The sequence below is a fragment of the Sphingomonas sp. Leaf23 genome (assembly GCF_001421585.1).
Lineage (GTDB): Bacteria > Pseudomonadota > Alphaproteobacteria > Sphingomonadales > Sphingomonadaceae > Sphingomonas.
Window position 1 is genome coordinate 492,672 of the sequence record NZ_LMKR01000003.1, and the last position, 22,828, is coordinate 515,499.

The following is a 22,828-nucleotide window of genomic DNA, read 5'->3' on the forward strand; positions in this document are numbered from 1 at the left end:
GTCAGAGCCGCGGCAGGGTCACGCCGCGCTGGCCCATATATTTGCCTGCGCGGTCGGCATAGCTGGTGCCGCAGGGTTGGTCGCCCTTCAGGAACAGGAACTGGCACGCGCCCTCGTTCGCATAGATCTTGGCGGGCAGCGGCGTGGTGTTGGAAAACTCCAGCGTGACGTGCCCTTCCCATTCCGGTTCCAGCGGGGTCACGTTCACGATGATGCCGCAGCGCGCATAGGTCGATTTGCCGAGGCAGATGACCAGCACGTCGCGGGGAACACGGAAATATTCGACGGTGCGGGCCAGTGCAAAGCTGTTCGGCGGGATGATGCACACATCGGTCTTTCGATCGACGAAGCTGTTCTGGGCAAAGTCCTTCGGATCGACCACGGCCGAGTCGACATTGGTGAAGATCTTGAACTCGTCCGAAACCCGCGCGTCATAGCCATAGGACGACAGGCCGTAGCTGATGCAGCCTTCGCGCCGCTGCGATTCGACGAAGGGTTCGATCATTCCCGTCGCCAGCGCCGTCTCGCGAATCCAATGGTCCGACAGGATGCTCATCAATTACCCCTTTGCTGCTGCCGGCTCCATTGCCGGATCGCGGGTACAGGGCAAGCGGCATCGTCAAGATGGGGCTTGCAGTTGACGCTGCGTCAAGCGGTAGGGTTCGCCCATGACCAATCTGCTCGACATCGCCGACGTCGCCGCCGCCACCGGCCTGACCAGCCGGGCGTTGCGCTTTTATGAAGCGCGCGGGCTGATCCGGCCGCTCAGGACGGCAAGCGGGCGCCGCGTCTTTGGCGCCGGGGAACTCGAACGGCTTCACGCGATCGTCGCGCTCAAGCGGGCGGGATTCACGTTGGCGGCGATCGGGCAGCTGCTCGACCGGCCTGACGCTCGGCTCGGTGCGATGATCGCGGCGCAGCAGGCTGCCGTCGAGGCGCAGCGCGCCGCGCTGGCCGACACCGCCGACCTCCTGAGCTCCATCCAGTCCCGCATCGATGCCGGCGAGCGCATCGACGTCGCGACACTTTGCTCGCTGATTCGAAAGGGAAATGCCATGACGACGAACGAATGGAGGGCGGTGGTCGATCGCCACTTCACCGCCGAACAACAGGCGCAATGGGGCGAACGGATGGCCGCGTTGCCGCCCGATTTCGACCAAGCTGCCTATCAGGCGCAATGGGCGGACCTGGGACAGCGGATCGCGGCAGCGCTGCCGATGGACCCGGCGTCCGATGTTGCCCAGGGGTATCTCCGGGAATGGGAGGCGCTGCTGGCACCGTTCGCGGCCGTCGCGACGCCGGACATGATGGCCGGTGCATCGCGGCTCCACGATGCGCGCGCCGACTGGGATGGGCAGGCCGATCCGGGCTTCTCGTCCGACGTGTGGCAATTCGTACAGGCGGCCGGTCGCGCACGCGCCGGCTAAGCCCGTCGGGGTCAGCCGATCCCCAGATCGGCTGGCCCGAAGGCGTCGGGCAGCAATTCCGACAATCGGTAGGTCCGCATGGCGTCCCCCTCGGCGGCACCGCAGTAGACGGGGAGGTCGCGGCCGCCCATCTGCGCCGCCTCATTGATGACCTGGCGACAGCGGCCGCAAGGGCTGACCGGCATCGTGCCGGTCGGTCTGCCGCTCGCGTCCATCGCACCGCCGATCACGCCGACCGCGACGATCTGCCGCAGACGCCCTGCGGCTGACGCGCTGGCGATCGCCACCGTCTCCGCGCACAGCGACAGGCCGTAGCTGGCATTTTCAAAGTTCGCGCCGGTGACGATCGACCCGTCTTCCATCAGCAGCGCGGCCCCGACCGCGAAGCGCGAATAGGGTGCGTGGGCGTGGGCGGCGGCGGCACGGGCCGCCTCGATCAACTGGGCGGGTTCGGTCATTGGGCGGCTACACTCCAGGCGACAGGATGGGCGACGCCATCGACGTTGCGCGCGGGGTTCGCCTGCCACATCCGCCATGGCCGCGCCAGATAATCGGGTTCGAAGAAACGGCTGGTCGCCCAGAGCGGACGGACGATCGCCTCGCTCACGCGATACTCGCGCTCGAACGCGGGCGAGATGCGCAGCATCATCGGCCGGCCGTCATGATATTCGGCGGGGCCGAGGAATCCGCGAATGGCGGTCAACACCTGCGCGCGGGTAGGCTGCGCGTCGCAGCCATCGGTGAAGTCGAGCGCGAGGGCGGCGGGCAGCGCATCGGCGGCCCGCGGGACGGTGGTCAGGTAGGCGGTCACCTGATCGGCGGTCGGCTCGCACAGCGAAAAGACGTGCAGCGCGCCGTGGCGCAGGCCGGCATCGTGCGCGCCGTTCCAGTTCGCCTCGAACGCCGGATCGCGCTTCGTGCCGTTCGACGCGGTGACGAACGCGAAGTCCGCGCCGCGTGCCTTCAGCATGCCCCAATCGATCGCGCCGTCGCCGGCTGCGACCGTTAATCCTTGCACCGGATAGCGGGTGGCATCGGGCTGCCAGCCGACCGACCAGCGCCATGCCACGACGGCCGCGATCGCCAGCATAGCCAGCGCGCCCAGGATCAACCGATTACGCATCATCCCTTGATATGCAGCACGCAGATCAGGGTGAACAGCCGGCGGGCGGTGTCGAAATCGATCTCGACCTTGCCGTCCAGCCGTTCGCGCAGCGCCTCGGCCGCGTCGTTGTGGATGCCGCGCCTGGCCATGTCGATCGTCTCGATCTCGTGCGGGGTCGCCTGGCGGATGGCTTTGTAATAGCTGTCGCAGATCGCGAAATAATCGCGGATCGGGCGACGCAGCCGCGCCATGCCCAGCACCAGCGTTTCGACCAGCGTGCCGTCCTCACGCGAAATATCGATCGCCAGCCGCCCCTCGGGCACCGACAGCGCAATGCGATACGGGCCGGCATAATTGTCCGGCGTCGCACGCTGCGGGGCGAAGTGATTCGCCTCCAGCAGGTCGAAGATCGCGATGCGGCGTTCCTGCTCGATATCGGCGCTGCGCCACAGGATCGTGCGCTCGTCCAGGGTGACATCGATGATCCGCGGGTCGGCCATCCGCCGCACTTAGCGAGTTGTCGGTCGTTTCCCCAGCCCCTTTCGCTTGCCGCCGAACGCGGGGAATGGGAGAGGGGGGCATGGCTACTGTTCACAGCATCGGCGGGGGTACTCCCCCGCAACCGCCGCGCGTGCCCCATAACGTCGATGCGGAGGCCGCGCTGCTGGGCGCGATGCTCATCGACAACGGGCTGGCCGACGATATGGTCGAGCGGCTGGATATCGAGCATTTCTACGATCCCGCCCACGCCCGCATCTTCGAACGCATTCGCGACGTGCGGCGCACCGGCATGATTGCGAGTCCCGTGACGCTCAGGCCGATGTTCGACGGCGACGAGTTGCTGGCGGGCCGGGGCGGCACGCAATATCTGGTCGAGATCACCGGCAGCAACGCCAGCCTGATCGGCGCGCGCCAGTTCGCGCAGCAGATCTATGACCTGGCGCAGCTCCGCGCGCTCATCACCGTCGGGCGCACGCTGGTGGAAAACGCCACCGACACCTCGACCGAGGTCGATCCCAAGAAGCAGATCGAGGCAGCGGAAGAAGCGCTGTTCAAGGTCGCGGCGGAGGGGACCACCGCCAACGCGGTCAAGTCGTTCGCGCAGGCGACGACCATGGCGGTGCGCATGGCCGAACGCGCGATGAATTCGGGCGGCGGCCTGTCGGGCGTCACCACCGGCCTCGATTCGGTCAATGGCCGGATCGGCGGCATGCACCATAGCGATCTCATCATCCTTGCCGGCCGACCGGGCATGGGCAAGACCTCGCTTGCCACCAACATCGCGTTCAACGCAGCACAGCGGTATATGGACGACCAGCGTGCGGGCATGGAAAAGGGCAAGTCGGTCGGCGCGAAGGTCGCGTTCTTTTCGCTGGAAATGTCCGCCGACCAGCTGGCGACGCGTATCATGGCGGAACAGGCGGCGATCAGTTCCGAAGCGCTGCGCATGGGCAAGATCCGCAAGGAGGATTTCACCCGCCTCGCCAACGCCGCGGCCGATCTGGAGCAGTTGCCGCTCTATATCGACGATACCGCTGGCCTCTCGATTTCCGGCCTGCACACCCGCGTCCGCCGGTTGCAGCGCAAGCTGGATGGCGAGCTGGGGCTGGTCGTGGTCGATTACCTCCAGCTGCTGCAGGGGTCGGGCAAGGGCAGCGACAACCGCGTGCAGGAAATCTCGGAGATTTCGCGCGGGCTGAAGACGCTGGCCAAGGATATCGGCGTGCCGGTGATGGCGCTGTCGCAGTTGAGCCGCGCCGTCGAACAGCGCGAGGACAAGCGCCCGCAGCTGTCCGATCTTCGCGAATCCGGCTCGATCGAGCAGGACGCCGACATGGTGTGGTTCGTGTACCGCGAGGATTATTACGTCGCGGCGAAGGAGCCGAAGCGCCCGCGCGACGGCGACGATGCGCGGGTGTTCGAGGACCACGCCAAATGGGCGATGGACATGGAGCGGGTCTATGGCCTGGCCGAACTCATCATCGCCAAGCAGCGTCACGGTGCGACGGGCAAGGTCACGCTGAAGTTCGAGCCGCATATCACCAAGTTCAGCGACTATGCCGGTGGCGGGTTCAGCGGGCTGGAGGAATAGGGCGGGCGGTTCGCACAAAGCACCAACCCGAATGCCCCGACACTTACACCGTTCGTCCTGAGTAGCCATTGAGCTTGTCGAAATGGCGTATCGAAGGATCGCTTGCGGCAAAGTGCTTCGATACGGGTCTTCGACTTCGGTGCGCAGCACCGAAGCCTGTCCTGAGCGACTGCCGCAGGCAGGCAGTCGAAGGGCTCAGCCCCTACTCAGCACGAACGGATATACCGAAGAGATTGGCCAGCGCTCAAAGCGTTTCAGCGACCGCTAACCAAAAGAATTGGGGAGGCGCCACGCGGCACCTCCCCAGTCGTTCCGCTCCGGGGTCTAGATGCGGAACAGCAGGCCGACCACGATGCGGCGATCGTTCAGGAAGCTGAACCGGTCGTACATCTGGCCGCTTGCATCGATATAGGATCGCGCCTTGCTCTTGGTATCCAGGATATTGGCGATCGATCCGCGTAGCTGGAGATTGGCGATGTTGAACTTCAGCGAGGCGTCGAGGAAGCCGGCCGCCGAGTTGTAGATCGGGTTGCCCGTCACATAGTCGCGATAGGTCGTCAGATATTCCGACCGCCAGTTATAGGCGAGGCGGGCTTCGACGATCTTGTCCTGATAGATCGCGACCGCGTTGGCGATGTGCTTCGACTGACCCAGCAGGTCGTCGACGCCCCAGCGGAACACGGTGGTCACGTCATCCGGCACGCCGTCGCCGTCGCTGTCCACACCATTGGCGGGTGGCGTCGTCTTCGCATCGATGAAGGTGTAGTTCCCCTGGAACCCCAGATGCTTGAGCGGGCCGGGCAGGAAGTCGAAGAACTGCTGATAGCCGACCTCGATACCCTTCACGGTCGCCTTCGCCTGGTTCACCGCACCGTTGTAGATCACCGGCACCTGCTGGCCATCCAGTGTCACGGAGCCCTGCTGCTGGCCAGGAATGCCGCCCACCGTTCCCAGCGGCAGATCGCCGTTGGTGATGATGTTGCGCAAATCCTTGTAGAAGCCCGCAACCGACAGATAGCCGCCCTTGAAGTACCATTCGTACGACAGGTCGAAGCTGTCGGCGGTGGTGGGCTTCAGATAGGGGTTGCCGCGGCTGACCCGGATTTCGCCGACGGTGATGTTCTGCGCACCCCGATCGATACCGAACAGCGGGTCGTTGCGATCGGTAATCTGCGGGAAGTTGATGCGGTTGGTGGTGACCACGTATTCCTGCGACGCGCGAAGATCCTGCACGTTCGGGCGGCTCAGCCCCTTGCTGTACGCAGCACGGAACAGCATTTCGCGGTTCAGATTCCATTTCAGGTTGAACGACGGCAGCCAATGCTCGTCCTTCAGCTTCAACGTACGTGCGATCGGGTTCTGCCCGGCATAGGCGGTCGCCTGCGGCAGGAAGTCACGCGGATCGTCGCGGCTTTCCGCGTCGTCGGTGCGGGTCCGGACGCCGCCGGTAACCGCTGGCGTCTGGATATCGGCGACGAACGCGCGGAAGGCGAGGAAGCCCGCCGAGTCGAGATCGGTGCGGACATAGCGAACACCGACATTGCCATCGACCGACATGTCGTTGTCGAATTCATGCTTGAAGTCGACGCGGACATACGCGTTGCGCGTCTTCTCCGTGATGTTCGACGTATCTTCCGGGCGGAAGATCGGGTTGCCGAACCGCGAACCGTCGGACGTGCCGCGCGGAACCCAGCCGTAATTGCCGTTGGCGGTCTGCGGTTCGGCGTTCAGGTAGTTGCGGAAGCTGGCATAGTTCGACAACAGGTCCTGGTTCACGAACACGAACGAATTGTTCGCGCCCTTCACCACGCCGCCGCGGAAGAAATCGTTGAAGCTGACCGCTTCGAACCCCTGCGACGGGTTCTGGAAGGTGCCGGCCACCGCGAAGCCGCCGCGACCATCCCATGCCGGTGCGATCGAGCCCCAGTTGAGCGCCATTTCCGAATTGACCTGGCTACGTTCCGAATAGCGCGCGCCGAACTTCACGCTGTCGAACCAGCTGGCCAGCCCGTCGCTGCCCGAGACGTCATAGGCAAGGTCGCCACGGAACGCCTTCAGGTCGCCGGTACCGACCTGGAACTGGTCGGCGGCGAACTGCCACGTCGACCCGTTGAAATCGGCGGTGCTGGTCGGCGTCGGGATGAACACGCCGGCGGTGGTCGCCGTCGCGTCGCGATCGCCGGTGAAGCGCGTCTGGTTCGGGTTGAAGCGGTGCTGCGGGTCGATCAGGAATTCGATCGACGGATTGTCGAGATCGTGCCGGATTTTCCAGTTGAGGTAGGTGTTCATCCCGCCCCAGATCGAACGCTGGCGGGCGTCGGCCTTCGTGTATTGGCCATCAAGGGTGATGAACAGGCGGTCGGTCACGTTCCACTTCAGGTTGAGGCTGAAATCCTCGGTGGTCGCTTCCTCGATCTTGCCGATGCCGAGCGAGCCGACCGGCGAACCGCGCGCGCCGGTCCACGAATCGGCGTTGTTGGTTACATATCCCGATTCCATCAGTCCGCCGCGCACCGGAATCAGCCGTTCGCAGTCGCCCGGATTGGATGGGAAGCCGCCGGGGCCGCTGCACATCGGAGTGCCGGCCGATCCCCAGTTCTTGTTGATGACGATATCCGACACGCCGGCGGTGGTGCCGGTGTCGTGTTCGGGGAACCATTCGAACGTGCGTTCGATGCTGTTGATCTTGTTTTCGGCGCGAATGTACTTGCCGGTCAGCTGGAGGCCATCGGTCTTCCACTGTGCCGCGACGTAATAGCTGATGCGTTCGCGATCGACGTCGTTCGTGCGCAGCTGGAAACCGGGGGTGATGCCGACGATCTGCGACGGATCGACGCCGGTGAATTCGTTGACCTTGTTCGCGCCGGTGAAGGTCGTTTCGGGTACCTGGCCCGCCGCGTTCAGCACACGTGGCATCGGCGCGTTCTGCTGCCAGCCATGGATGCGCGAATCGAGGCGCGAGCGCGAATAGGAACCGAGGATGCCGAACTCGCCGATCCCGGTGTTCCAGCGCTTGCCGGCGGTTATGCTGGCCTGCGGCGACCATTTCTTGCGCAGGTCGGAATAGGTGCCGTCGACCGCGACGACGAACAGGTCCTTCTTGCTGTCGAACGGTTCCAGCGTGCGCAGGTTGATCGATCCGCCGATGCCCCCTTCGATCAGGTCGGCGCTCTGGTTCTTGTAGACGTCGACGCCGCCGACCAGTTCGGGCGGGATGCTGGAGAAGTCGAGCGAGCGGCCGCCATTGGCCGAGAACGCGTCACGTCCGTTGAATTCCGAACGCACGAAGCCGAGGCCGCGCACCAGGTTGCCGCGTCCTTCGGGCGAGGGAAAGTCGGGGCTGGCGCCGCCGGTCGGGAAGCGCGAGATGGTGACGCCGGGGATACGACCGATCGCTTCGGCGACCGACAGGTCGGGCAGGGTCGCGATGTCCGATGCGGTGATCGAGTCGACGAAGGTCGACGATTTCCGCTTGATCTCCTTCGCCGATTCCAGCGCGGCGCGAATGCCGGTGACGACGATTTCGGAGTCGGTGGTCGTCTGCGGCCCCTGCGACGTGACGGCCGGTTCCCCTTCCGGATCGGTGGCGGCGCTCTGTGCCGCGGCGATCGACGGCGTAAGTGCCAGGGTCAGCGCCGACGTCGCCATCAACAGGCACCTGGCCGAGCCCGAGCGAACGCGGAATCCGTGTGTTCTCATCGCAATATCCCCTCCCTGAAGCGGTCCGTTGTTCCGGCCGTCCTGGTTTCCCCTGTGTCCGTTCCTGATCGATTGCGGGTCGTGAAAGGACACGGCCCCTGCCGAACAGGATCGGCTACGATTCATCGCATAACTGATCCAATTTAGTCGGACAAGATAGCGGTAACATTTTTCCGGGCGACGTTGACAATTTGGTGCGAAACCGCGCCTTCATATAGCGAGAACAGTGATTTCAGCTGTTACGATTGCTGCGCTGCGGCGAAGTCATGCAAACACTATAAAAAGTCTTGCGTATTGTTACGGGGGCGGGGAAGAAGCGTCGGATGATATTGCAGCGATTTGTCGGGGTTGAGGTGGCATGACCGATCGCCAGATCGCATCGGTGTGCATCGTTGGCGGGGGCACGGCGGGGTGGATGACCGCCGCTGCGCTTGCGAACAGGCTTGGCGGGCTGAACGTCGCCGTCCGGCTGATCGAATCGGAAGAGATCGGCACGGTCGGCGTCGGCGAAGCGACGCTGCCGCATATCCGCGCGTTCAACACCACGCTGGGCATTGCCGAGCCCGACCTAATGCGCGCGACCGAGGCGACCTACAAGCTGGGTATCGAGTTTTGCGACTGGGGCCGACTCGGCGACCGCTATATCCATCCGTTCGGCAATTACGGGCCGAGCGACGACGCGATCCCCTTCTATCACCAATGGCTGCGGCTTCGTTCGATGGGCGATACCAGCCGGCTGGACGAGTATTCCTATCCCATCGTCGCCGCCGAACAGAACCGCTTCCGCCATCCCGCCAGCGAACCCGGCCGCGTCGAATCGAGCTTCGGCTATGCCTATCAATTCGACGCCTCGCTCTATGCCGCGTTCCTGCGGCGCTATGCCGAGACGCGCGGCGTCGAGCGGGTCGAGGGCAAGGTGGTCGACGTCGCGCTGGACGGGGAGAGCGGGTTCGTCCGTCACGTCACGCTGGCCGATGGGCGGGTGGTCGGGGCCGAGCTGTTCATCGACTGTTCGGGGTTTCGCGGGCTGTTGATCGAGGGCGCGTTGCAGTCGGGCTATGACGACTGGAGCCGGTGGCTGCCGTGCAACCGTGCGGTGGCGGTGCCGACGGAGAGCCATGGACCGCTCGGCCCCTATACGCGGGCGACGGCACGGACGGCGGGGTGGCAGTGGCGCATCCCGCTCCAGCACCGGGTCGGCAACGGCCATGTCTATTGCAGCGACTTCATCTCCGACGACGAGGCACAGCAGCAGCTGGTTGATAACCTCGACGCGCCGATGCAGGCGGAGCCGCGCCGGTTGCGCTTCACGACCGGGCGGCGGCGTGAATTCTGGAAGCGCAACGTCGTGGCGATCGGGCTGGCGGGCGGCTTCCTTGAACCGCTGGAATCGACGTCGATCCACCTGATCCAAGACGGGATTACCGAGCTGCTGGGCCTGTTCCCGGATCAGGAGTTCGCGGCGGCGGATATCGACGAATATAACCGGCGGATGGCGCTGCATTACGAACGGGTGCGCGATTTCCTGCTGCTGCACTATGTCGCGACCGAACGTGACGACAGCCCGATGTGGCGGCATTTCCGCGCTCTGACGCTGCCCGACAGTCTGCAGCACAAGATCGATACGTGGCGGACGCGCGGCTATATCGTGCCGTATCAGTTCGGGCTGTTCCTGCCGCCCAGTTGGGTCGCGGTGATGCTGGGGCAGGGGCTGGTGCCCGGCGCCTATGACCCGCGCGTGGCGGGGATCGAGGCCGGGGCACTGGCAAAGCGGGCGGCGGCGCTGCGGGCGGAGGTTGCCGGGGCGGTGCGTGCGACGCCGGACCATGCCGATTATATCCGGCAGTCGCCGGCGGCCGCCGGGCTGGCCGCGTGATGGCCGACAGGGTGCCGATCGGGCAGGTGCTGGTGTGCGGCAACGGGCTGGCGGCGCGGATGACGCTGGCGGCGCTGGCGCGGCAATTGCCGCCGTCGACCGCGATCGCGTGGGTACGGGCCGGTGAACAGGAGGCGAGCGACCTGTTCTATGGCACTGTCACCGGGCCATCGGCCTATGCCTTCAATCTGTCCGCTGGGGTGGATGAGCGGCAGGTGATCCTCGACAGCGCGACCGCCTTTTCATGGGGCACCCGCTATGCCAGCTGGGGGGCGGGGCGATCGTGGATGCAGTCGTTGGCGCTGCCATTCCCGGTGATGGATGGGGTGCAGTTCCACCAGTATCTCGGCCTGGCCGGGGCAGGCGGGATCGATCCGTTCGTCGCCGGATTGCAGGCGGCGCGACGGGGCGTCTTCGTCCATCCGCCGCGCGCCGCCGCCAACGGTACGCCGCACCCGCTGTCGCGTGCCGAATATGGCTATCAGTTCGATCCCGCCGACTATGCGCGATTGTTCGCAGTGGCCGGGCGGGTCGAGCAGGTGGCGGGAACGCTTGCGTCGGTTGCGGTGGCGGACGGTCGGATTACCGGCGTGACGCTGGACGATGGTCGCGTCGTGACCGCCGACCTGTATGTCGACGTGTCGGGATCGGAGGCGCGGCTGTTGTCGGCGGTTGCAGACGACACGCGCGATGGTCGCGGCATCGCGATCGCCGCGCGCGATCTGCCGGCCGACGACCAGGCGCCGCTGCGCACCATCCGGGCGACGGCGCAGGGGTGGGAGAGCGACACCCCGCTCAAAGGGCGCACCCGGCGGACGGTCGTCGGCGCAGCCGGCGTGATCGACGGTCCGCAGGCGACCCTGGGCCGGCGGTCGCGGGCCTGGGTCGGCAATGGTGTCGCGATCGGGCAGGCGGCGGGCGTGGTCGAACCGCTGACGCCGGCGCCGATGCTGCTGCTGGAGCGCGATATCGAGCGGTTGCTGACGCTGTTCCCGGTGTCGGTCGACCACAGGGTCGAGGCGGCGGAATACAACCGCCGCTTTGCCGAGGATCACGACCATGCCGCGCTGTTCCAACAGGCGTTCTTCGCCGCGGATGACCTACCGGACGGGCCCTATTGGCAGGCGGCGCAGGCGGATGCGGTGCCGGAGAAGCTGGCGCGCAAGCTGACCATGTTTGAACGGCGTGGCGTGTTGGTCGCCTACGACCTCGAACCATTTCATCCGGAGGACTGGCTGATCCTGCATCTGGGGATGGGGCGTCGCCCGGCGGGACACGATCCGCTGGCAGCCCGCGCGGACAGGGCGCAGGTCGCGCGGTTCCTGTCCAATATGGCGAGCGAGATCGAACAAGGGGTGGCGACACTGCCACCTGCCCGCATCTATCGCACGCAGTTCGAAGACTATCTGCGAAAGGCCGCATCGTGAGCGCACCGTATTGCCCGGCGGAGGCGGCATGAAGGACGGCAATATCCGCAGCATCACCATTGTCGGCGGCGGCACCGCCGGATGGATGGCCGCCGCCGCCTTCTCCCGCATCCTGTCGGGCAGCGGCATGGCGATCCGGGTGGTCGAATCCGAAGCGATCGGTACGGTCGGCGTGGGGGAGGCGACGATCCCGCACATCCAGTATTTCAACCGTCTGCTGGGAATCGATCAGGACGAGTTCGTCCGGCGGACCTGCGCGACGTTCAAGCTCGGCATCGAGTTCGTCGACTGGGGCGCGATCGGCGAACGCTATATCCACCCGTTCGGCAGCTATGGGCAGGAGATGGAGGGGCTGCACTTCCATCATTTCTGGTACCGGCAGGCGCAGATGGGCGGGGCGTTGCCGCTCGACCGCTACAGCATCGGCGTGGGCGCGGCGCGCGCGGGCAAGTTCCAGCGGCCCGACCATAGCCGGGCGGGATCGCCGCTCGGCGGCATATCCTACGCGTTCCAGTTCGATGCCGCGCTCTATGCCCGCTACCTGCGCGAACGGGCCGAGGCGGCGGGCGTCGAGCGGATTGAGGGGCGGATCGTCGATGTCGCGCTGAACGGTGGCAACGGCCATGTCGATCATGTCGTGCTGGACGATGGGCGCAGCGTCGGCGGCGACCTGTTCATCGACTGTTCGGGCTTTCGCGGGCTGCTGATCGAGGGAGCGTTGCAGGCGGGGTATGACGACTGGCGCGAATGGCTGCCGTGCGACCGGGCGGTAGCGCGGCCCTGTTCACGGGTGGCCGACCCGACGCCGTATACCAGGGCGACCGCGACCAGCGTCGGGTGGCGCTGGCGCATTCCGCTGCAATCGCGCACCGGCAACGGCCATGTCTATTGTTCGGACTATGCCGATGATGAAACCGCGCTGGCGATGCTCGACGCCGGACTGGACGGCGAGGCGCTGGCCGGGCCCAATTTCCTGCGCTTTACGGCGGGCATCCGGCGCAAGGCGTGGGATCGCAACGTCGTCGCGCTGGGGCTGGCGTCGGGGTTTCTCGAACCGCTGGAATCGACGTCGATCCACCTGATCCAGTCGGGCATCGCGCGGCTGCTGACCAATTTTCCCGACCGGTCGTTCAACCAGCCCGACATCGATTATTACAACCGGCGGACGCGGGCGGAATATGAACAAATCCGCGACTTCCTGGTCCTGCATTACAAGGCGACGGCGCGCGACGACAGTCCGTTCTGGCGCCGGTGTCGCGCTATGGCGATCCCCGATTCGCTGGCCGAGCGCATCGCGATCTTCCGCGAGAATGCGCGGCTCTATCGCCACGACAAAGAATTGTTCAGCGAGACGAGCTGGCTGGCGGTGCTGCATGGGCAGAATGTCGTGCCGAAACGCCATCACCCGATCGCCGACCTGCTAAGCGATGCCGAACTGGACGATCGCATGACCCGGATCGCGGCGGCGATGGATTCGGGGGTGCGGGCGATGCCGGACCATATGGCGTTCATCGATCGCCATTGCCGCAGCCCGGATCAGTGAACGTTATCAACTTGCGGGATACGCCGCGACCCATCGAATCCCGCAAAAGCGGTGAAACCGGTTACATTGGCCTTTACAGCGCTGTCATATCTACTTAGCCTCGCGTGCAATTAGCAGATAAAACCGCGGAGGGGATGGCGCATGGCCATTGCGGAGGGTGTTGGGCGTCGCAGTCGCGCGTCGGTCGATGGCGGGATGACCGTCCGGCTGAGCGCATTGATGTTCATGCAGTTTTTCATCTGGGGCGCGTGGCAGGTCACGCTCGGCCTCGTGATGCAGACGGTCGGTATCGGCAATCTGATCGGCAATGCGTTTTCGATGGGGCCGATCGCCTCGATCGTCGGATCGCTGCTGCTCGGCATGGTCGCGACGCGCTATGTCGCGCCAAAGACGCTGATGGTGATCCTGCATCTGGTCGGTGGCGTGCTGCTGTTCCTGATGCCGTCGCTCATCACGCCCGAACGTGGCGGCACGTTCGTCTGGCTGCTGCTGGGCTATATGATCCTCTACATGCCGACCGTCGGCCTCGCGAACACCATCGCGCTGAAGAGCTTTGGCGAGCGGACCGACAATTTCCCGTTCGTCCGGGCGTTCGGCACGATCGGCTGGATCGCGTCGGGTCTCATCATCGGCTGGGCCGGGCTGTCGGCCAGCCCGCAGATCTTCACCGTCGCGGCGGTCGTGTCGGTCGCGCTCGGCCTCTACAGCATCACCCTGCCAACCGTCGAAGCCGACAAGCCACAGGGGGGCAGCGTGCTGGCGCAGGTGTTCTGCGTCGAGGCGTTCGGGCTGATGCGGCAGAAGTCGTTCCTGATCTTCATCCTGTGCGCGACGCTGATCTCGGTCCCGCTGGCGATGTATTATGCCTATGCCTCGCCCTATGTCGGCGCGGCCGGGATCGAGAATGTCGGCGGCACGCTCGCGATCGGGCAGATGTCCGAGCTGGTGTTCATGTTCTCGATGCCGTGGCTCTATCGCCGCTTCGGGGTGAAGCCGCTGCTGCTGGTCGGCATGGCCGCGTGGGCGCTGCGTTATGCCTTGTTCGCGATCGGTGACGGCGGGTCGGGGATCTGGGCGGTCTATCTGGGTGTCGCGCTGCACGGCGTGTGCTACGACTTCTTCTTCGTCGCCGGCGCCATCTACACCGGGATCATCGCCGCGCCTAAGGGTGTGAATGCGCAGGCGCAGGGGATGCTGACGCTGTTCACCTATGGCGTCGGCATGCTGCTCGGGTCGCAGATCGGCGCGCTGCTCTATGCGCAGTTGCCCGCCAACCCGACCATCGCCGACTGGCATGGCATGTGGGTCTATCCCGCGATCGCCGCCGCCGCGATCGCGCTGCTGTTCCAACTTACCTTCCGCGACGACCGCAAGGAGACGCTGGCATGACGGGCATGAAGGGACCGGGCATCTTCCTCGCCCAGTTCATGGGCAGCGAGGCCCCGTTCGACAGTCTTGAGAACATGGCCGAATGGGCGGCCAGCCTTGGCTATGTCGGGGTGCAGATTCCGTGCGACAGCCGGTTGATCGACCTGAAGACCGCGTCGGAAAGCCAGGATTATTGCGACGAGCTGACCGGCAAGCTGGCGCAGCACGGTATCGAAGTGACCGAGCTGTCGACCCATTTGCAGGGTCAGCTGGTCGCGGTCCATCCCGCCTATGACACGCTGTTCGATGGTTTTGCGCCGCCCGAAGTCCACGGCAAGCCCGCCGAGCGGCAGGTCTGGGCGGTCGAGCAGGTCACGATGGCGGCAAAGGCCAGCGCGAAGCTGGGGCTGAAGGCGCACGCGACCTTCTCCGGCGCGTTGGCCTGGCCATACGTCTACCCGTGGCCGCAGCGGCCCGCCGGGCTGGTCGAGGAAGCATTTGCCGAACTGGCGCGGCGCTGGACCCCGATCCTCGACGTGTTCGAGGACAATGGCGTGCATTGCGCGTTCGAAGTGCATGCCGGCGAAGACCTGCATGACGGCGCAACGTGGGAGCGCTTCCTTGAGGCGGTGAAGGGGCATAATGCCGCGCGGCTGTTGTTCGACCCGTCGCATTACGTCCTGCAACAGCTCGACTATCTCGACTTCATCGACCGCTATCACGACCGGATTTCGTGCTTCCATGTGAAGGATGCGGAGTTCAACCCGACCGGGCGGTCGGGCGTCTATGGCGGCTATCAGAACTGGGTCGATCGCGCCGGGCGGTTCCGCTCGCTGGGTGACGGGCAGGTCGATTTTTCCGGCGTGTTCAGCCGCATGGCGCAGTACGGCTATGACGGCTGGGCGGTGCTGGAATGGGAATGCGCGCTGAAGAACTCGGCGGATGGTGCGGCCGAAGGGGCGCCGTTCATCGAGGCGCATATGATCCGCCTGACCGATCATCCGTTCGACGATTTCGCGGCGAGCGGCGTCGACCGCGCGGCGATCCGCACGCTCATGGGATTGTCGCCGGAATGAGTGGCGAGCGGCCCTTGAAGCTCGGCATGGCGGGTGGTGGCGAAGGGGCGTTCATCGGCGCGATCCATCGTCACGCCGCTGCAATGGATGGCGACTGGCAACTGGTCGCTGGTGCGTTCAGCAGCGATGGCACGCGTAATGCTCGCAGTGGTGCGGCGCTCCATCTCGACCCAGCACGCGTCTACGGCGACATCCATGGGCTGATCGCTGGGGAACAGGCGTTGCCGGTGGGCGAGCGGATCGACGCGCTGGCGATCGTGACGCCCAACCATCTGCACGCGCCGATGGCGATTGCCGCACTGGAAGCCGGGATCAACGTCTTTTGCGAAAAGCCGATGGCGATGAATGGCGATGAAGCGCACGCCATCGCCGCCGCTGCGCAAGCGGGCGGGGCGAAGTTCGCGCTGGCCTTCACCTATAGCGGCTACCCGCTGGTCGAGGAGGCACGCGCCCGCGTCGCGCGCGGCGATCTGGGCAAGGTCCGGGTGGTGCAGGTCGAATATCTGCAGGGCTGGCTGAGCCTGCCGATCGATGGCGAGGGCAACAAGCAGGCCGAATGGCGCACCGATCCGGCCAAGGCGGGGTTGGGCGGCTGCCTGGGCGATATCGGCACCCATGCGTTTCATCTTGCCGAACATGTCGCGGGTATCCGGGTCGATACGTTGTCGGCCGACCTGACGGCGCATGTCCCCGGTCGCCGGCTCGACGACGACGTGAGCGCATTGCTGCGTTTCGAAGGTGGCGCGCGGGGCACGCTGAAGGCCAGTCAGGTCGCAGCGGGTGAGGAAAATGGCCTGAAGCTCAGGGTATCGGGCGAATTGGGCACGCTCGAATGGGCGCAGATGGAGCCGAACACGCTCACCCTGCGCTGGCTCGACCGGCCGACTGAAGTGGTCCGTGCCGGCGGGCCGGGGCTGGGTGGGGCGACCCAGGCATTGCTGCGTACACCCTCGGGTCATCCGGAAGGGTATATCGAGGCATTTGCCAATCTGTATCAAGGCTTTGCCGCACAGATTCGCGGTAACGACACGCGGTTCGTGCCCGGCCTGACCGACGGTTTGCGCACCATGGCCTTTATCGAGGCGATGATCGCGAACGCCGCATCCGACGCCAAATGGACCCATGTATCGGGAGAGTATCGATGAAGTTTCTGATGGGAATCGCCATCGCCGGGGCCAGCGCGACTGTCGCGCTGCTTGCCACCGCAACGCCGACGACCGCGCAGACGCCGGCCGCCGCGCCGGCCGCGTTCAATGCGTGCAAGGCGTGCCATACCGTCAACAAGGGCGGGCGCAACGGCATTGGCCCGAACCTGAACGGCGTGGTCGGACGGCCGGCGGCATCGGTCGCAGGCTTCAACTATTCGCCTGCGATGAAGGCGTCGAAGCTGCGCTGGGATGCCAAGACGCTGGATGAATATCTTGCCGGCCCGACCAAGAAGGTGCCGGGCACGCGGATGCCGATCGCCACGCCCGATGCGGCAAAGCGCGCGGCGATCATCGCCTATCTGACGTCGGCCAAATGAGCGGTGTGTCGCGCCGCACGGTGATGGCGGGCGCTGCGGCGGCAACGCTGGCCACCGGCGTCGGCGCGGCACAGCGCCCGCCGTCCAACGCCGCGCGCTTCTCGCTGAAGTTTGCCCCACACGAGGGCAGCTTTGCCAGCCGGGGCGGGCGGATCGAACAGATCGCCTTTGCCGCCGATCAGGGCTTTACCGCGTGGGAGGATAACGAGGCGGCGTTACGCAGCGTCGCCGAACAGACGGCGATGGCGAAGGCGTTGCAGCAGCGTGGCATGACGATGGGGGTGTTCGTCGCCTCCATGCCGAAATGGGCGCAGTCGCGGCCGATCCTGGGCGCGACCGACGGTGCGGAGCGCGAGGCGTTCCTGGCCGATATCCGCGCGTCGATCGACGTTGCGAAGCGGCTGTCGGCGACGCGGATGACGGTGGTCACCGGCTTCATGGACCCCAAGGTGCCACTGGATATCCAGACCGCGCGGGTGATCGACGTGATGCGCCGCGCCGGAGAGATCGTCGCGCCGCATGGCATCGCGATGGTGATGGAGCCGCTCAACACCCGCACCAACCATCCCGGCGTCTATATGCAGACCGTGGCGCAGGGCTATGCCGTCGCGCGCGGTGCGAACAGTCCGGGCGTGAAGGTGCTGGCCGACCTGTATCACGAACAGATTCAGTCGGGGAATTTGATCCCGACGCTCGACGCCTGCTGGGACGAGATCGGTTATATCCAGTTCGGCGACAATCCGGGCCGGAACGAGCCGGGCACGGGCGAGATCAACTATGCGACGATCGTCCGCTGGTTGCAGGGCAGACGCTATGCCGGGGTGATCGGCATGGAACATGGCAATTCGATAAAGGGTCGCGCGGGCGAAGAGGCGCTGGTCGCCGCCTATCGCCGGATCGACCAGGCATAAAAGGGGGAGGGACGGATGACGCTCCGCACGATGGTCGCGCTCGGCGCGACGTTGATAACGCTCTCAACATCCGGCATCGCGCAGGACAAGCCGGGGTTCAAGGATACGCCGATGCTGCCCGGCGGGCAGTGGCGGGTCCATGATGCCGACCGGCCGGCACCGGTGGTCGTGACCCCGGCGAAGCAGCCGGGCGGGGCGCCGGCGGATGCGGTGGTGCTGTTCGACGGGCGCTCGCTCGACGCATGGACGCCGCAGCGCATGGCGTGGCCGATCAAGGACGGCGCGATGACGGTGCCGTCGCGCGCCAGCGCCGGTGGCGAGAATGCACTGGTCACCAAGCAGAGCTTCGGCGACGTGCAGCTTCACCTGGAATTCCGCAGCCCCAATCCGCCGACCAAATCGTCGCAGGATCGCGGCAATAGCGGGGTGTGGTTCATGCAGCGCTACGAGGTCCAGATCCTCGATGGGTACCGGAACCCGACCTATGCCGACGGCACGGTCGGTGCGGTCTATGGCTTCAAGCCGCCGCTGGTGAATGCGGCGCGCGCGCCGGGCGAGTGGCAGAGCTATGACATCGTGTTCGAACGGCCGCGCTTTGCCACCGACGGGTCGCTGGTCCGCCCCGCCTATGTCACCGCGTTCCTGAACGGGGTGCTGGTCCAGAACCATCAGGCGATGCTGGGCACGACCGTGTGGCGGCAGGTCGCGAAGTACACGGCGCATGGCGATGCCGCGCCAATCCAGTTGCAGGACCATGATTCGCCGGTGTCGTTCCGCAACATCTGGGTCCGCCCCTTGCCCGAAGCCGCGATTGCGCAGGATTTGAAGGAGACGATGAAATGATCGACCGCAGGACGGCGCTGGCTGGCGTCGCGGCGATGTTCGGAACCGCGCTCTACGCCCCGCTCGCACGGGCGGCGGGGGCCAGCGGGCCGGTGACGACGCCGGTCCCGGCCATCAGCGAAGGCCCGCCGAGCGTGGCGGTATTCACCCCGGTGCAGCGCGCGGCGATGACGGCGCTTAGCGAACGGGTGCTGCCGACCACCGACACGCCGGGCGCGATTGCCGCCGGGGTGCCGCAATATATCGAAAAGCTGCTGGCCGACTGGTCCTACCCGACCGAGCGGGTGCCGATCATCGCCGGGCTGGACGCCATCGAGGCGAAGTCGATGGCCGATTACAAGGTATCGACCGCCAAGGCCACGCCGGCGCAGCAGGATGCGCTGCTGACGCTGGCGATGAACGACCGGATACCGGGCGGCAAGACCTTCTTCGAAGCGTTCCGCCAGCTGGTCCTTGCCGGCTACTACACGTCGGAAATCGGCATGACGCAGGAGCGCGAATACCTGCCGGTGCCCGGCGAATATGACGGCGCCTTTCCCTATTCCAAGGTCAACAAGGTCTATAGCGCATGATGATCGATCGCAGGAACCTCCTGATCGGGGCGGGCGGCGTCGCCGCGCTGGCCGCCACCGGCACCGCATCCGCCGCGCAGATCGGCGCGGTCGGTATCCAGCTCTACACCGTGCGCGACCTGTTCCAGAAGGACCCGGTGGCGACGCTGACCTCGATCGCCAAGATCGGTTATCGCGAGGTCGAATATGGCGGTGGCGGCTATGACGCCATGGATCACAAGATGCTGCGGCGGACGATGGACCGGCTCGGGCTGAAATCGCCGTCGGTCCATATCGGCTATGACGCGCTGCTGGGGTCGTTCGACAAGCAGGTCGCGATGGCCAAGACGCTGGGCGCCGATACGGTGATCCTGCCGTACATGACCGACGAATATCGCAACGAAGCGGGCTGGACGCAGGCGCTGCCCAATATCAACCGCTTCGCGCGTGATCTGCGGAAAGCCGGGCTGGGTTTCGCCTATCACAACCACGACTTCGAATTTACGGTGAAGCCGGGCGGGGTCAGCCTGTACGAACGGCTGCTGAAGGAAACCGACCCCGCGCTCGTGAAGGTCGAACTCGACCTCTACTGGGTCGGCCATGCGGGCGAGGATGTCGGCGGCTGGATCGACCGGCTGGGGCCACGGCTCTATGCCTATCACGTCAAGGATGCGCGCGCCGATGGCAGCATGTGCGCGGTGGGCGCCGGCAAGACCGACTTCGCCGCGCTGTTCCGCCGCCGGGGCAGCAAGGGCGTCCGCCATTTCTATGTCGAGAACGATCAGGCACCGGCACCCTATCTGCCCGACATCACGACCAGCTACCGGACGCTGCGCGCCCTTCGCTACTGAATAAGAACACTACCCTGGGAGGGGACATATGGCTGCCACCAACAGGTTCGACGCGATCGTCATCGGATCGGGCATCAGCGGCGGGTTCGCCGCGAAGGAACTGACCGAAAAGGGCCTGCGGGTCCTGATGCTCGACCGTGGGCGCATGGTCGAGCATATCGAGGGCTATCCCTATGACGGGAAGCCGGCATATGAGGTGCCGGCGCGCAACATGATGCCCAAGCCATTGATGGACAGCGACTATTTCATCGCCAAGAACGGCTATGTCGCACCCAGCAGCCGGCAGTTCTACAATGACGACCGGCTGAACCCCTATGCGTTCGACGAGGGCGAGAAATTCTACTGGATCCGCCCCGGCGCGGTCGGTGGCAAGTCGCTGATCTGGGGCCGTTGGTCGTTCCGCTGGAGCGCGGACGACTTCGCCGCGAACCAGCGCGAGGGGATCGATGGCGCGTGGCCGATTAGCTATGACGACGTGGCGCCCTGGTACAGCTATGTCGAAAAATATATCGGCGTGTCGGGTTCGCGCGAGAATCTGCCGTACCTGCCCGACAGCGAATTCCAGCCGCCGATGCCGATGAACGTCGCGGAGAAATGGCTGAAGCAGAAGCTGGAGACGCAGTTTCCGGGGCGCAAGCTGATCCACACCCGCCTGTCGAACATGACCGAGGACAAACCCGACCAGAACCGCAGCAAGTGCCAGTTCCGCAACCAGTGCGGCAATGGCTGTTCGTTCGGTGCCTATTTCTCGACGCAGGCGGTGACGCTGCCCGCCGCGCGGGCGACGGGGCGGTTGACGCTGCAATCCGATGCGGTCGTGACGAACCTCGAATATGACGCCGCGCGTAAGAAGGTGACCGGTGTCCGCTTCATCGATGCCAAGACCGGGCAGGCGCAGGTGGTGCAGGCCGGCATGGTGTTCCTGTGCGCGTCGGCGATGGCGTCGACCCAGATCCTGATGAATTCGCGGATGGCGGGCGGCGGCCGCAGCCATTTCGACAGCAGCGGGACGCTGGGCCGCTATGTCATGGACCATATCTTCCGCGTCGGCGCGTCGGGCGAGATTCCGGGCATGACCGACCTGATCGAGTTCGGTCGGCGGCCGGGCGGCGTCTATGTCCCGCGCTTCCGCAATCTGAACGGCGAAGAAGGCGTCGGCTTCCGCCGGGGCTATGGCTATCAGGGGAGCGCGCGGCGCGATCCGGCCGGCCCGGTCGGCTTCGGAAAGGACATGAAGCACGGGATGCGGCAATATGGCCCGTGGCAGTTCAACATGGGCGCTTTCGGCGAATGCCTGCCCTATGCCGACAACCGCGTATCGCTGCACGCGAACAAGGTCGACCGCTTTGGGGTGCCGCTGATGCGGTTCGACGTCACCTTCCGCGACAACGAACTGAAGATGATGGCCGATGCTCGGGTCGAGGGCGAAAAGATGCTGAAGGCCGCCGGACTGGTGAATGTCCACAGCTACGAAGGGGCGCATATCCCCGGCGACGCGATCCACGAAATGGGCGGCGCGCGCATGGGGGCGGACCCGCGCAAATCGGTGCTGAACCAGTGGAGCCAGGCGCATGATGCGTCGAACCTCTACGTCACCGATGGCGCGCAGATGGCGTCGGTATCGTGCGTCAATCCGTCGCTGACCTTCATGGCACTGACCGCGCGCGCGGCCGACCATGCGGTGCGGACGAAGGCCTGGGCGTGACGGCTTTGGGGTAACGGTGGGGCGCGCTCCACCGTTGCCCCACGCCCCCGTGGAGGCGGGGGTTCAGGGTTCCGCCGGTAACCGCTTGTTCTGCTTGGCTCTGGACCCCCGCCTGCGCGGGGGTACGGTTTGAGCGGTTTCGCAGAGGTCTGCAGTGTTAGAGCATGATGACTTCATGCTTACCCGTTTGTCCTGATTAGCCACTGAGCTTGTCGAACGGACGTATCGAAGGATCGTTGGCGGCAGATGCTTCGATACGGGTCTTCGACAAGCTCAGCCCCTACTGAGCACGAACGGGCAAGTTTCATTTCGTCATGGTCTAGCGATCAGTCGGCGTCGCTCGCTACGGACGGGCTGCTATCGGGCCGCAGGCCGAGCAGGATCAGCAGCGCCCCCGCAACACTTTCGCCATCGTCGGCCGCGACCTTTCGTACTTCGCCATCCCGCGCTTCGAAGCCGTTGTTTGCGCCCAGATTGTCGAACGGCATCAGCGTGACCGCTCCATCGCGGCGCTCCAGATCGACCCGTTTCGCATCGCGCATGAACGTCTTGAAGTTCTTGACCGCCGCCGCGTCCTGAAACGGGATGAATTGGCGCTTCCACTGATCGGGCGTCGGATCGGTCACATTGTCGCGGGATGCCGACAGGGCCTCGGTGATCGCCTGTGCGATGACGGCCTTCTTCGCGGACTTGCCGAACCATTTCGGATCGGTGGCGATGGTGTCGCCCGCTGCGGTGCGCGACACGGCCGCGATGATGATCCGGCCGTTGGTGAAATAGGCGACTGCCGATTGCTGCATCGCGCCGCTTTGCCCCCGAAGTCGGTCGG

20 protein-coding genes are annotated in these 22,828 nt (G+C 65.3%); 14 read left to right on the top strand and 6 right to left on the bottom strand.

Annotated features, from left to right (window positions below; all coding sequences use genetic code 11):
* Window position 1 precedes the first annotated feature (1 nt).
* Entirely contained in the window at window positions 2–556 is a 555-nt protein-coding gene (gene dcd, locus ASE67_RS10610; RefSeq protein WP_055760544.1) for a dCTP deaminase, read from the bottom strand.
* Window positions 557–668: 112 nt separating this feature from the next.
* Between dcd and ASE67_RS10615 the strand changes: the two genes are divergently transcribed.
* Window positions 669–1,427, top strand: a complete 759-nt coding sequence (locus tag ASE67_RS10615) for a MerR family transcriptional regulator (RefSeq protein WP_055760547.1) — start codon at window positions 669–671, stop codon at window positions 1,425–1,427.
* 11 nt (window positions 1,428–1,438) lie between these two features.
* Here ASE67_RS10615 and ASE67_RS10620 read toward each other — a convergent pair whose 3' ends face one another.
* The 3 genes from ASE67_RS10620 to ASE67_RS10630 are packed head-to-tail and all read right to left on the bottom strand — an operon-like array spanning window position 1,439 to window position 3,032.
* Complete coding sequence (locus ASE67_RS10620; RefSeq protein WP_055760549.1) at window positions 1,439–1,885, bottom strand: cytidine deaminase; 447 nt, start codon at window positions 1,883–1,885, stop codon at window positions 1,439–1,441.
* Window positions 1,882–2,550: a GH25 family lysozyme gene (locus tag ASE67_RS10625; protein ID WP_055760551.1), complete on the bottom strand. Its 669-nt coding sequence runs from the start codon at window positions 2,548–2,550 to the stop codon at window positions 1,882–1,884. The genes ASE67_RS10620 and ASE67_RS10625 overlap by 4 nt, the downstream gene beginning before the upstream one ends.
* The gene (locus tag ASE67_RS10630) at window positions 2,550–3,032 is read right to left on the bottom strand and encodes a UPF0262 family protein (protein ID WP_055760555.1); all 483 of its coding nucleotides are present in this window, start codon (window positions 3,030–3,032) and stop codon (window positions 2,550–2,552) included. The genes ASE67_RS10625 and ASE67_RS10630 overlap by 1 nt, the downstream gene beginning before the upstream one ends.
* A gap of 80 nt (window positions 3,033–3,112) precedes the next feature.
* Between ASE67_RS10630 and ASE67_RS10635 the strand changes: the two genes are divergently transcribed.
* Window positions 3,113–4,624, top strand: coding sequence for a replicative DNA helicase (locus ASE67_RS10635; protein ID WP_055760557.1), 1,512 nt, complete (start codon window positions 3,113–3,115; stop codon window positions 4,622–4,624).
* A 324-nt stretch (window positions 4,625–4,948) separates the two neighbouring features.
* Here ASE67_RS10635 and ASE67_RS10640 read toward each other — a convergent pair whose 3' ends face one another.
* On the bottom strand, window positions 4,949–8,272 hold the full coding sequence (locus ASE67_RS10640; protein ID WP_055760560.1) for a TonB-dependent receptor: 3,324 nt from the start codon (window positions 8,270–8,272) through the stop codon (window positions 4,949–4,951).
* 409 nt (window positions 8,273–8,681) lie between these two features.
* Here ASE67_RS10640 and ASE67_RS10645 point away from each other — a divergent pair, with 409 nt between their 5' ends.
* The 12 genes from ASE67_RS10645 to ASE67_RS10700 all read left to right on the top strand — a co-directional run bounded on the left by ASE67_RS10645 (window position 8,682) and on the right by ASE67_RS10700 (window position 21,999).
* Window positions 8,682–10,199: a tryptophan halogenase family protein gene (locus ASE67_RS10645; RefSeq protein WP_055760563.1), complete on the top strand. Its 1,518-nt coding sequence runs from the start codon at window positions 8,682–8,684 to the stop codon at window positions 10,197–10,199.
* Window positions 10,199–11,626: a tryptophan 7-halogenase gene (locus ASE67_RS10650; RefSeq protein ID WP_082457063.1), complete on the top strand. Its 1,428-nt coding sequence runs from the start codon at window positions 10,199–10,201 to the stop codon at window positions 11,624–11,626. Before ASE67_RS10645 ends, ASE67_RS10650 begins: the two co-directional genes overlap by 1 nt.
* 28 nt (window positions 11,627–11,654) lie before the next feature.
* Window positions 11,655–13,169 (top strand): tryptophan halogenase family protein, encoded by a 1,515-nt coding sequence (locus ASE67_RS10655; protein WP_055760568.1) that lies wholly within the window; start codon window positions 11,655–11,657, stop codon window positions 13,167–13,169.
* A gap of 141 nt (window positions 13,170–13,310) precedes the next feature.
* Window positions 13,311–14,558: an MFS transporter gene (locus ASE67_RS10660; RefSeq protein WP_082457064.1), complete on the top strand. Its 1,248-nt coding sequence runs from the start codon at window positions 13,311–13,313 to the stop codon at window positions 14,556–14,558.
* Window positions 14,555–15,613 (top strand): sugar phosphate isomerase/epimerase family protein, encoded by a 1,059-nt coding sequence (locus tag ASE67_RS10665; RefSeq protein WP_055760571.1) that lies wholly within the window; start codon window positions 14,555–14,557, stop codon window positions 15,611–15,613. Before ASE67_RS10660 ends, ASE67_RS10665 begins: the two co-directional genes overlap by 4 nt.
* On the top strand, window positions 15,610–16,758 hold the full coding sequence (locus tag ASE67_RS10670) for a Gfo/Idh/MocA family protein (protein ID WP_055760574.1): 1,149 nt from the start codon (window positions 15,610–15,612) through the stop codon (window positions 16,756–16,758). The genes ASE67_RS10665 and ASE67_RS10670 overlap by 4 nt, the downstream gene beginning before the upstream one ends.
* Window positions 16,755–17,138: a c-type cytochrome gene (locus tag ASE67_RS10675; RefSeq protein WP_235511872.1), complete on the top strand. Its 384-nt coding sequence runs from the start codon at window positions 16,755–16,757 to the stop codon at window positions 17,136–17,138. The genes ASE67_RS10670 and ASE67_RS10675 overlap by 4 nt, the downstream gene beginning before the upstream one ends.
* Entirely contained in the window at window positions 17,135–18,049 is a 915-nt protein-coding gene (locus tag ASE67_RS10680) for a hydroxypyruvate isomerase family protein (protein WP_055760576.1), read from the top strand. The genes ASE67_RS10675 and ASE67_RS10680 overlap by 4 nt, the downstream gene beginning before the upstream one ends.
* Before the next feature lie 15 nt (window positions 18,050–18,064).
* On the top strand, window positions 18,065–18,892 hold the full coding sequence (locus ASE67_RS10685; RefSeq protein ID WP_055760579.1) for a 3-keto-disaccharide hydrolase: 828 nt from the start codon (window positions 18,065–18,067) through the stop codon (window positions 18,890–18,892).
* Window positions 18,889–19,464, top strand: coding sequence for a gluconate 2-dehydrogenase subunit 3 family protein (locus tag ASE67_RS10690; RefSeq protein ID WP_055760582.1), 576 nt, complete (start codon window positions 18,889–18,891; stop codon window positions 19,462–19,464). The genes ASE67_RS10685 and ASE67_RS10690 overlap by 4 nt, the downstream gene beginning before the upstream one ends.
* Window positions 19,464–20,294 (top strand): sugar phosphate isomerase/epimerase family protein, encoded by an 831-nt coding sequence (locus ASE67_RS10695; RefSeq protein WP_235511873.1) that lies wholly within the window; start codon window positions 19,464–19,466, stop codon window positions 20,292–20,294. The genes ASE67_RS10690 and ASE67_RS10695 overlap by 1 nt, the downstream gene beginning before the upstream one ends.
* Window positions 20,295–20,322: 28 nt before the next feature.
* Entirely contained in the window at window positions 20,323–21,999 is a 1,677-nt protein-coding gene (locus ASE67_RS10700) for a GMC oxidoreductase (RefSeq protein WP_055760588.1), read from the top strand.
* Between the two features lie 326 nt (window positions 22,000–22,325).
* Here ASE67_RS10700 and ASE67_RS10705 read toward each other — a convergent pair whose 3' ends face one another.
* Complete coding sequence (locus ASE67_RS10705; protein WP_055760591.1) at window positions 22,326–22,799, bottom strand: hypothetical protein; 474 nt, start codon at window positions 22,797–22,799, stop codon at window positions 22,326–22,328.
* Between the last annotated feature and the right edge of the window lie 29 nt (window positions 22,800–22,828).